Here is a 10234-nt window from a genome sequence, read left to right on the forward strand (position 1 = left end):
ACTAGTTTGTATTAAGTTGTTAAACTATGGCTTTAACCACGGCTTTTGGAGCTTCTTTACGAGTTCCGTCAAATCCGTCAACACCAGAAACTGTAGTATATTTCAGCACATATTTCTTACCCGGATTGATTATTTGGTAGGCTGCCTGACACATCATAGTTGCTTCGTGGAATCCACAAAGAATCAATTTCAGTTTTCCTGGATAAGTGTTTACGTCACCAATGGCAAAAATTCCGGGAATATTCGTTTGATAATCCAAAGCATTATTTACTTTTATGGCATTTTTTTCAATGTCTAATCCCCAGTCTCCAATAGGACCTAACTTTGGAGTTAATCCAAAAAGCGGAATAAAATAATCTGTAGGAATGGTTCTGTGGGCACCATTTTCTTCAATATCAATTGATTCTAAATGTTCGGCTCCATTTAAACCAACTACTTCTGCCGGCGTGATCATTTTTATTTTTCCGGAATCTTTTAACTCCTGCACTTTTTCGACCGAATCCAAGGCTCCTCTGAATTCATTTCTACGGTGAATTAAAGTCACTTCGGAAGCAATATTCGACAAGAAAATACTCCAATCTAAAGCGGAATCACCACCTCCTGCAATTACTACTCTTTTGTCTCTGAATTTTTCCGGATTTTTAATGAAATACTTGATTCCTTTATCTTCGTAAAATTCGATGTCTTCGATCAATGGTTTTCTGGGTTCAAAACTTCCTAATCCACCGGCAATCGCCACAACTGGTGCATGGAATTTTTTTCCTTTATTTGAGGTGACAATAAAACTTCCGTCTTCTTGTTTTTCAATCGTTTCTGCACGCTCGCCAAGGGTGAATCCTGGCTCGAACTGCTTGATTTGTTCCATTAAATTATCCACTAAATCCCCCGCTAATACTTCTGGAAACCCTGGAATGTCATAAATAGGTTTTTTAGGATATAATTCTGAAAGCTGTCCGCCCGCTTGTGGCAAAGCATCTAAAATATGGCATTTTAATTTCAATAATCCTGCTTCAAAAACGGCAAATAAACCAGTTGGTCCGGCTCCTATTATAAGTATGTCTGTTTTAATCATTTTTTTATTCTTTATGTAATGTAATTATAATAAACTATTTAGTACAAATTAACGATTGATTTTTACAACTTTAAATGATAAATATCATTCGTTAATTTGCAATGCTTTTATTCTTTGTTTTTTAATGCTTCTGTGATTTCGTTCATTTTTTGTACTTTTTCTTCGAAATTCCCTTTAAGCGTTTTGCGATATTCATTGAGGTTTTCGACCATTTTATTGATGTCATCCGGAATTATTTCTTCGAAAAACTCCCGTAATCTTTTGGCAGTTGTCGGTGATTTACCGTTGGTTGAAATGGCTATTTTCACATTTCCTTTGGTTACGATTCCGCCCAAATAATAATCACATAAATCCGGTGTATCGGCAATGTTGCAAATCAAATGTCTTTTTCGACACAAGTCGAATACCCGTTTATTTACTTTCAAATCATCGGTGCAGGCAATTACCATGTGGCGTTTGCGAAGCATCCAGCGATTGAACTTTTTATAGGTCAATATTACCGAAGGATGTTTTGCTGCCAGGCCTTCCAATTCTGGAAGAAACCTTGGCGCCACCACTTCAACATTGGCATTTGGACTGGATTTCAACATGAAAGATAACTTTTCTAAACCCACATTTCCTCCACCTACAATAAGTACATTGAGGTTGTGTAGTTTTAAAAAAACAGGATATAGTTCGTTTCTTTCCATTACTATCTTATTTTCCTCTCCCAACCCTCTCCGAAGGAGAGGGAGCCTGAGCTTGAATAATTTATACTTATTTTTTATGCAATGTTACTTAAAATGAATTCTTCGTGAAATCCTTTTAACTTGATACTTTCTTTGACCACTTCTCCAATAACAATTATAGCTGGTGAACTTAACTTTTTCTCCGCCACAACTCCTTGGATAGTGTTAATCGTTCCAACTCCAATTTTTTCCTGTGGAGTAGTTCCGTTTTGAATAATTGCAACAGGAGTTTCTCCTTTGGATTCCTTCTGGAATAATGACACAATTTGTGATAGTTTACTCATTCCCATCAAAATCACAACTGTTGCTGATGATTGCGCTGCGAGAGCTACATCATTCGACAAATTCCTGTCGGAAGTAGTGCCTGTGATTACCCAAAAACTTTCTGAAACACCTCTTTTTGTCAAAGAAATTCCTTGATAAGCCGGAACTGCAATCGAAGATGAAATTCCGGGGACTACAAATGTAGGGATTCCAAAACTTTCTGCAAATTCAATTTCTTCGCTTCCACGACCAAAAATAAATGGATCTCCACCCTTCAACCGAACGACATTTCCATAGGTAAGCGCATTATCAACAATCAACTGATTGATTTGGTCTTGCGTATATTCATGACAGCCTTTTCGTTTCCCTACAAATATTTTTATGGCATCTTTGGGTGCATGAATCATTATTTCCTCATTGGCTAGTGCATCATACAAAACCACATTCGCTTCTGCCAGCGCCTTTACTCCTTTCAGAGTAAGCAAATCCGGATCGCCAGGACCAGCGCCTACTAAAGTTACTTTGGGTTGTATTGTATTATGCATCAGCTAGGTCTTTGGCTCTGTATTTCTCTATTGTATCAAAAAACGCAACTCCTTGTTGGATGTATTTTTGTGCAAATTCGGCAGAAGGCTCATTCGCTTTGATTTGATAAACCAAATCTTTAAAGCTTGAATCCAATTCTATTTTTTTGCTTTCGATAAAAACAGTATCAAATAAATCGATAATTCCAGCGTGGTGATTTGTTTTTTGGTTTTCGGCCAATAAAATTGCTTTGGCTCCGTTTACAAAACCTGCGTAGGCCAAGTAAATCGCATCTGCCCATTTTTCTTCTTCGAAAGCTTCTTGTGCAAAAGTCATTTTATCTTTGGCTTCTAATATTAAAGTAGCCACTAAATCAATTACTACACCTGCACATTCTCCTACTCCAACTGCTTTTACGTAGTTATCAGCATTTCCCCAATCTACAAAATCAGCCTCGGTAAGGTTTGTTATATCCGCTAATGGTTTCAAGAATTCATAGAAATATTTCTCTCCTTTGGCGTCGTAATAATTCAAGAACGATTGTCCGTTTCCGTTTGCTTCAAAATCATTTAAGATATAACGCAACGCATCGGGTCCTCTTCTGCTTGGAATTTTAATCACTTTGTCAGAAAATCTTCCGTTTCCGTTTCCTAAATTCCCGCCACCTAATAAAACTTGAAGAGCCGGAGCTACCAACTTTCCTGCATTAATAGACATTCCTTGGAAACCAATTTCGGACATATTGTGTTGTCCACAAGCATTCATACAACCGCTAATTTTTATGGCGATTTGTTGATTGTTGCTGTATTGTGGGTATTCTGTTTTTAATACTCTTTCTAATTCATCCGCAATACCAGTACTACTTGCAATACCTAAATTACACGTATCCGTTCCCGGACAAGCCGTGATATCTCCGATAGTATCATATCCTAAAGCAACAAAATCCAATTTGGCTAATTCTTGGTAAAAGAACGCTAGATTTTCTTCTTTAATATTACGTAAAACGATGTTTTGTCGTAATGAAAAACGCAATTCATTCGCACCGTAATTTTTAATCAAATCGGCTAACAATCTTGCTTTGTCCGTATAAAAATCTCCTAAAAGTACTTTGATACCAATAGCTACATATCCTGCTTGTTTTTGTACAATCACGTTCGATTTTTTCCAAGCTTCAAAAGCTTCAACATCCTCGATCGTTACTGCTGGTACTGCCAATAAAGGTTCAGTAATTGGTCCTTCAAAAGCGGTAGTGTCTATTTCGTAAGTATGAAACGGAAGAGCTTTTTTCTCTTCGTCAACCAAACGCAAAAACTCTTCACGACCCAAGTCCTTGATTAAAAACTTCATACGTGCTTTCAAACGTTTTGCTCTTTCTCCGTAACGGTCAAAAACTCTGATTATACCTTCGGCAGTTGGAATAATTTGGTTCACCGGTACAAATTCTGAAAGCAATTCAGCGTGACTTGGTTGAGAACCTAAACCACCCGCAAACATTATTTTGAACCCTTTTTCGCCATTTACAATTTTTGGAATAAATCCTAAATCATGCAAATAACTCAAAGCGGTATCTTTATCAGAAGAGGAGAATGATATTTTGAACTTACGTCCCATTTCCTGACAAATTGGGTTACGCAATAAATATTGAAACAAACCATGCGCATAAGGCGACACGTCAAAAGGTTCGTCAACATCAACACCCGCTAATTCGCTTCCAGTAATATTACGCACGGTGTTTCCACACGCTTCTCTCAAAGTGATATCATCTTTGGCCAACTCAGACCAAAGCTCAGGTGTTCTGTCTAAACTCACATAGTGAATTTGAATATCCTGACGGGTTGTAATGTGTAAACGTCCTGTAGAATATTTATCGGACACTTCCGTAATACGCTTCAATTGCTCGCTAGTCACTTTTCCGTATGGCAATTTAATACGAATCATTTGCACGCCTTCTTGACGTTGACCGTAAATACCACGTGCCAAACGAAGACTGCGAAAACGCTCATCGTCAATTTGTCCACTTCGGAAGGAATGAATTTTTTTCTCTAAATCGATAATCTCTTTTTGGACAATCGGATCTTCTATTTCTGTTCTAAAACTTTGCATCTTTTAGTTATATTTATCCCCTCCTCAACCCTCCCCTTCGGGGAGGGAGTCGAAATTGGAAATATTATTACATTTTCTTTTAACTCAATTATTATTATATTCTTATCGTAAAAGGCAAACGCCTTAACTACCGGCATACTTTTATCCAGGATGTCTCCCTCCCCTTCGGGGAGGGCTGGGGTGGGGGCTATTTTATAAACCCAACTCCTGCTGTTGTGTTGGTTGCAGCATCTATTAAAATGAAAGCTCCGTTAGATTTATTATCAGTATAAGCATCAAAATAAATGGCTTTGCTCAATTTGATAGTTACTTCTCCAATTTCATTTATAGCTAATTGAGTCGCTGGTGTTGTTCCAGAATAATCGGTTGCGATTACGTTTTTTACACTGTCAATTTTCGCCAAAACTCTATTGCTGTTGTGTTGCACATAATATTTTGCACCTGCCACTAATTTTTTACTGTCCATCCAACAAACAGTTGTTGTGATGTCTTTTTCAATTTTAGGAAGTTCATTCGATTTTACAATCATATCACCTCTGGTTACATTGATGTCATTATCTAATTCGATAGTGATAGAAGAACCAGCCATAGCTTCATCAAATTGTTTATCAAAAAAGTGAATATTCGTTACGGTAGATTCAGTTAAAGAAGGAAGCACCGTTACTGCATCTCCCACTTTAATAGTGTTACCGTATAATTTTCCGGCATATCCTCTAAAGTCGTGATACTCTTCCGTTTTTGGTCGGATTACTGTTTGAACAGGAAAACGTGCGATCCCGTTTTCGTAGATATCATTTGGTTCCAATGATTCCAAATGTTCCAAAACCGTCTGTCCGGTATACCAAGGCATGTTCTCCGATTTATCGGCAACATTCCCTCCATTGATTGCACTTAGCGGAATGTAACTTACATTTTGTTCTTTAAAAGCGCTTTTTGCATTTAATGCCTGAAAGTCTGCTTTGATTTTGTTGTATACTTCTTCTGAATAATCAACTAAATCCATTTTGTTTACCGCAACAATCACATCTTTTACTCTCAATAAATTATTGATAAAAAAGTGACGGTAGGTTTGCTCAATAACTCCTTTACGCGCATCAATCAAAATGATTGAAACTTGTGAAGTTGAAGCTCCGGTAACCATGTTTCGTGTATATTCAACGTGACCCGGAGTATCGGCAATAATGTAACTTTTTTTGGCTGTCGAAAAATAAATATGCGCCACATCAATCGTAATTCCTTGTTCTCTTTCAGCAACCAAACCATCGGTAGCCAATGAGAAATCTAAATAATCGTATCCTTTTTGCTTACTGCTTTTTTCTATTGCTTCAATCTTATCTGTAGTCAATGATTTTGTATCGTACAATAATCTCCCGATTAATGTACTTTTTCCGTCATCTACACTTCCTGCTGTTGCTATTTTTAAAACTTCCATCTGAATTTTGTTTAAAGTTTAAAAGTTTAAGGTTTTCAAAAACACCTTGTAAAAACTTCTAAATTTGATTTTTTTATTTTAAATGTTGAATTATAAATTTTAAATATCTCGGAACAATTCATAATTTATAATTCATAACTTATAATTGTTTTCTAAAAATAACCTTGTTGTTTTCTTTTTTCCATTGCAGCTTCAGAACGTTTATCATCAATTCTGGCTCCTCTTTCAGAAATAGTTGAAGATCTAATTTCACCCACCACTTCCTGAATAGTTGCTGCGTAAGAATCAACAGCTGCGGTACAACTCATATCTCCAACGGTTCTAAAACGAACAATTCTTTCTTCAATTTGCTCATCTTCTTCTTGGTAAACAAAAGGAGAATGAGACCAAATCATACCGTCTCTCAAGAATACCTTACGCTTGTGTGAAAAGTAAATCGATGGAATTTCGATTTGCTCTTGTTCGATATAACTCCAAACATCTAGCTCTGTCCAATTCGAAATTGGAAAAACACGAACGTTTTGACCGTTTTCAATTTTTCCGTTTAAAATATCAAATAATTCAGGACGCTGATTTTTTTCGTCCCATTGACCAAAATCATCACGAACCGAAAAAATACGTTCCTTCGCTCTCGCTTTTTCTTCATCTCTACGCGCACCACCGATGCAAGCATCAAATTTGAATTCTTCGATAGCATCCAAAAGTGTAGTCGTTTGCAAACTGTTTCTACTGGAGTACTTACCTGTTTCTTCTACAACTTTCCCTTCGTCAATAGCATCTTGCACATTACGAACGATTAATTCTAATCCCAATTCAGCAACTAATTTATCTCTAAAAGCAATAGTTTCAGGAAAGTTATGTCCCGTATCTACGTGCAACAATGGAAAAGGGATTTTCGCTGGAAAAAATGCTTTTTGAGCTAAACGTACCAAAGTAATCGAATCTTTTCCACCAGAGAAAAGCAATACCGGTTTGTCAAATTGAGAAATTACTTCTCTAAATATGTATATCGCTTCGCTTTCTAAAGCATTTGTTTTTAATATGGTACTCATTATATTTTTATTTATTCAAGGATTGAAAAATTCAAAAATTGAAAGATTGTTGTATTAATTTTTAATTATTTTTGGTGCAACCCACATTCTTTATGACTCGATTCCCATGACCATCTCCCTGCTCTGATATCTTCCCCTTCGGCTATGGCTCTCGTACATGGAGCACATCCTATACTTACAAACCCTTGTTTGTGTAATACATTTTGTGGCACATTATTTTTTTCTAAATAAGCTTCTACTTCTATCAAAGTCCATTTCAATAATGGATTGAATTTTATAATGTCGAACTTTTCATCGTATTCAAAAAGGTCTAAGTCATTTCTGTTTTCGGATTGTTCCGCACGTAAACCAGTAATCCAGATGTCATTCCCTTTTAATGCTTTAGTCAACGGTGCCACTTTTCGAATAAAACAACACTCTTTTCTATTCTCCACCGATTCATAGAAGCTGTTTGGACCTTTATGATTTAACAACTCTTCCACCGCAATTGCTTCCGGAAAATAGGTTTTAATGTCAATTTTATATTTTCTTAAAGTTTTATGAAAAACATCATACGTTTCCTGAAATAATCGTCCTGTATCCAATGTAAAAATGGTAATTGGCAAATCATTTTTCGCAATTAAAGCCGTAATCACCTGATCTTCCTGACCAAAAGAAGTAGAAAAAACTACGTTATCCTTATATTCGTTGGCTAAAAAACGAAGCGTTTCCTCAATGGAAAAATCTTTGGTTTTATGCAATAACGCTTGTACTATATCTGTGCTCATAATTCCGTTTATCTTTTACAACAATTTTGACAAGGTTCTTAAACTCAAAATAATAATTAAGATACCTACCAAAATCATCATTGGTTTTCTTTTGATTTTATTAACTAATAAAGCAGCAATTGGCGCAGCAATAACGCCTCCTAAAATTAAACCTATAATAACCTGCCATCCTTGGATTCCTCCAAAAATCATAAATGTAATACCACTAGCGAAAGAAACCGCAAATTCGGCTGCATTCACAGAACCAATTGTATATCTAGGATTTCTACCGCGTCCTAATAATGTAGAAGTTACAATTGGCCCCCAGCCTCCACCTCCAACGGAATCCATGAATCCCCCAAAAGAAGCCAGAATATTCAATCGTTTCGTTTTCTTTTTAATAATATTTTTTTGCATTGCCTTTCTGATAATTATAACCGCCAAAGCGATCATATACACGGCAATAAAAGGCTTTATTGCATCCCCATCAATTACATCCGATAACAAATAAGCTCCGGTAATCGAACCCAAAATTCCGGGTATCAACAAATGCCGGACTAGTTTTTTATTGATATTCCCAAAACGATGATGAGAAATTGCAGAAGCGCCGGTGGTAAACATTTCAGCAACGTGAACACCTGTACTGCTGATTGCTGGCGGGATTCCATATGCCAATAAAAAAGAGGTAGAGGTTGCTCCGTAGCCCATTCCTAAAGTTCCATCGACTAGTTGTGCAAAAACGCCAATACAAAAAAAGATTAAAAACTCCTGATCGAACCCTCCCACAAAACCATTCCAAGAAAATTCAGCATGATGGTTGTACACCAATGTAGAAATTAATCCAACTAATAAAACAACCGGAATAACAACCCACAAGCGTTCTTTAAATGTAATTTGGGATTTTATCATCCCTTTATTTTCTTCTACTACTTCTTTATTCATGCTTGCAAGGTAAAATAAATTTTATTTATTATCTATTACCCTATCGGCATTGTAGATTAAAGCGCAAAAATAGTACTTTTTGTTTAACTACAACACTAATTTTTAAGTTTATTTTTTAAAAGGCGATATCCGCTAGGGTATTGTTTTCCAATATCATCAGGGTATTGTCTCGCACTTCGGTCATTAATTTCCGAACGGCGCAAGTGGTTTCATCGGCACAGTCTTCACAAGGCTCATAAAAATTATGGCTGGCACATGGAAGTAATGCAATAGGTCCCTCTAGAATACGATACACATGGGCCATATTTATTTCCTTAGGATCTTTTATCAAATAATAGCCTCCGCCTTTTCCTTTTTTGGCTCCTAAAAAACCAGAATGACGCAGTAATAATAAAATACTTTCTAAAAACTTGATCGAGATAGTCTCGCTCTTGGCTATCTCCGCTATTTGCACCGGAAAATTGTTTTTTTGGCGTGCCAAAAAAGTAAGTGCTTTTATTCCGTATTTAGTTTTTTTTGAAAGCATTTTAAAAAAATATAATTGAAGATTAATTATTTTTGATTGTAGATTTCAAAGCTGTCTGAAATCAACATTCTTTTTATATTGAAACAACAAAAATATACTTTTTGATTTAAGAATAGTGAATGGAGATTGATGATTTTTAATTTGTAGTAAATCTACAATCAAAAATCCTTACAACAATGCCTGCTCTAAATCAGCAATCACATCTTTTACCGTTTCCAATCCTACTGAAACACGCACTAAACCATCGGTAATACTAACCGACAAACGTTCTTAAATAAACCACATTGACCACGGTTTAAACCGTGGACTATTGTATGGCTTCAATCGTCATGAACTTTACAACAATGCCTGCTCCAAATCAGCAATCTCATCTTTTACGGTTTCCAATCCTACTGAAACACGAACTAAACCATCGGGAATACTAACCGACAAACGTTCTTAAATAAACCACATTGCCCACGGTTTAAACCTTGAACTATTGTATGGCTTCAATCGTCATGAACTTTACGAAAGCGCCTGCTCCAAATCAGCAATCACATCCTTCACGGTTTCCAATCCTACTGAAACACGAACTAAACCATCGGTAATACTCACTGCTAAACGTTCTTAAATAAACCACATTGACCACGGTTTAAACCGTGGACTATTGTATGGCTTCAATCGTCATGAACTTTACGAAAGCGCCTGCTCTAAATCAGCGATTACATCTTTTACCGTTTCCAATCCTACTGAAACACGAACTAAACCATCGGTAATACTCACTGCTAAACGTTCTTAAATAAACCACATTGACCACGGTTTAAACCGTGGACTATTGTATGGTTTCAATCGTCATGAACTTTAC

10 protein-coding genes and 3 pseudogenes are annotated in these 10234 nt (G+C 36.3%); all 13 read right to left on the minus strand.

The annotated features are described in order from the left end of the window. Positions 1 to 19 precede the first annotated feature (19 nt). Positions 20 to 1072, minus strand: a complete 1053-nt coding sequence (locus EKL98_RS13475) for an NAD(P)/FAD-dependent oxidoreductase (RefSeq protein ID WP_091204228.1) — start codon at positions 1070 to 1072, stop codon at positions 20 to 22. A 107-nt stretch (positions 1073 to 1179) separates the two neighbouring features. Continuing rightward, positions 1180 to 1761 carry a precorrin-2 dehydrogenase/sirohydrochlorin ferrochelatase family protein gene (locus EKL98_RS13480; protein WP_126554992.1) on the minus strand — a complete coding sequence of 194 codons (582 nt, stop codon included), beginning with the start codon at positions 1759 to 1761 and terminating at the stop codon, positions 1180 to 1182. A 74-nt stretch (positions 1762 to 1835) separates the two neighbouring features. After that, a complete protein-coding gene (cobA, locus tag EKL98_RS13485) occupies positions 1836 to 2609 on the minus strand; it encodes a uroporphyrinogen-III C-methyltransferase (RefSeq protein WP_126562874.1) in 774 nt (257 codons plus the stop codon). After that, a complete protein-coding gene (locus EKL98_RS13490) occupies positions 2602 to 4692 on the minus strand; it encodes a HEPN domain-containing protein (RefSeq protein WP_126457431.1) in 2091 nt (696 codons plus the stop codon). The genes cobA and EKL98_RS13490 overlap by 8 nt, the downstream gene beginning before the upstream one ends. 187 nt (positions 4693 to 4879) lie before the next feature. Then, on the minus strand, positions 4880 to 6124 hold the full coding sequence (locus tag EKL98_RS13495; RefSeq protein ID WP_126562875.1) for a sulfate adenylyltransferase subunit 1: 1245 nt from the start codon (positions 6122 to 6124) through the stop codon (positions 4880 to 4882). 152 nt (positions 6125 to 6276) lie between these two features. Beyond that, positions 6277 to 7176: a sulfate adenylyltransferase subunit CysD gene (cysD, locus tag EKL98_RS13500; RefSeq protein WP_126453028.1), complete on the minus strand. Its 900-nt coding sequence runs from the start codon at positions 7174 to 7176 to the stop codon at positions 6277 to 6279. A gap of 65 nt (positions 7177 to 7241) precedes the next feature. Next, on the minus strand, positions 7242 to 7943 hold the full coding sequence (locus EKL98_RS13505) for a phosphoadenylyl-sulfate reductase (RefSeq protein WP_126516148.1): 702 nt from the start codon (positions 7941 to 7943) through the stop codon (positions 7242 to 7244). Between the two features lie 15 nt (positions 7944 to 7958). Continuing rightward, positions 7959 to 8864 carry a sulfite exporter TauE/SafE family protein gene (locus EKL98_RS13510; protein WP_231507414.1) on the minus strand — a complete coding sequence of 302 codons (906 nt, stop codon included), beginning with the start codon at positions 8862 to 8864 and terminating at the stop codon, positions 7959 to 7961. A gap of 115 nt (positions 8865 to 8979) precedes the next feature. After that, positions 8980 to 9390, minus strand: coding sequence for an RrF2 family transcriptional regulator (locus tag EKL98_RS13515; RefSeq protein WP_126516147.1), 411 nt, complete (start codon positions 9388 to 9390; stop codon positions 8980 to 8982). A gap of 168 nt (positions 9391 to 9558) precedes the next feature. Then, positions 9559 to 9660 (minus strand): annotated as a pseudogene (locus tag EKL98_RS13520) (PLP-dependent transferase); the annotation flags it as partial. Positions 9661 to 9726: 66 nt separating this feature from the next. Next, positions 9727 to 9822 carry a PLP-dependent transferase gene (locus EKL98_RS13525; protein ID WP_126516146.1) on the minus strand — a complete coding sequence of 32 codons (96 nt, stop codon included), beginning with the start codon at positions 9820 to 9822 and terminating at the stop codon, positions 9727 to 9729. 72 nt (positions 9823 to 9894) lie between these two features. Continuing rightward, positions 9895 to 9996: pseudogene (locus EKL98_RS13530) on the minus strand (PLP-dependent transferase); the annotation flags it as partial. A gap of 66 nt (positions 9997 to 10062) precedes the next feature. Beyond that, a pseudogene (locus EKL98_RS13535) lies at positions 10063 to 10164 on the minus strand (PLP-dependent transferase); the annotation flags it as partial. Positions 10165 to 10234 lie beyond the last annotated feature (70 nt).

Source organism: Flavobacterium bomense (genome assembly GCF_003970355.1).

Coding starts and splice junctions, on each gene's coding strand:
- EKL98_RS13475 (WP_091204228.1), bottom strand. CDS start 1,072: ATGATTAAAACAGACATACTTATAATAGGAGCCGGACCAACTGGTTTA.
- EKL98_RS13480 (WP_126554992.1), bottom strand. CDS start 1,761: ATGGAAAGAAACGAACTATATCCTGTTTTTTTAAAACTACACAACCTC.
- cobA (WP_126562874.1), bottom strand. CDS start 2,609: ATGCATAATACAATACAACCCAAAGTAACTTTAGTAGGCGCTGGTCCT.
- EKL98_RS13490 (WP_126457431.1), bottom strand. CDS start 4,692: ATGCAAAGTTTTAGAACAGAAATAGAAGATCCGATTGTCCAAAAAGAG.
- EKL98_RS13495 (WP_126562875.1), bottom strand. CDS start 6,124: ATGGAAGTTTTAAAAATAGCAACAGCAGGAAGTGTAGATGACGGAAAA.
- cysD (WP_126453028.1), bottom strand. CDS start 7,176: ATGAGTACCATATTAAAAACAAATGCTTTAGAAAGCGAAGCGATATAC.
- EKL98_RS13505 (WP_126516148.1), bottom strand. CDS start 7,943: ATGAGCACAGATATAGTACAAGCGTTATTGCATAAAACCAAAGATTTT.
- EKL98_RS13510 (WP_231507414.1), bottom strand. CDS start 8,864: ATGAATAAAGAAGTAGTAGAAGAAAATAAAGGGATGATAAAATCCCAA.
- EKL98_RS13515 (WP_126516147.1), bottom strand. CDS start 9,390: ATGCTTTCAAAAAAAACTAAATACGGAATAAAAGCACTTACTTTTTTG.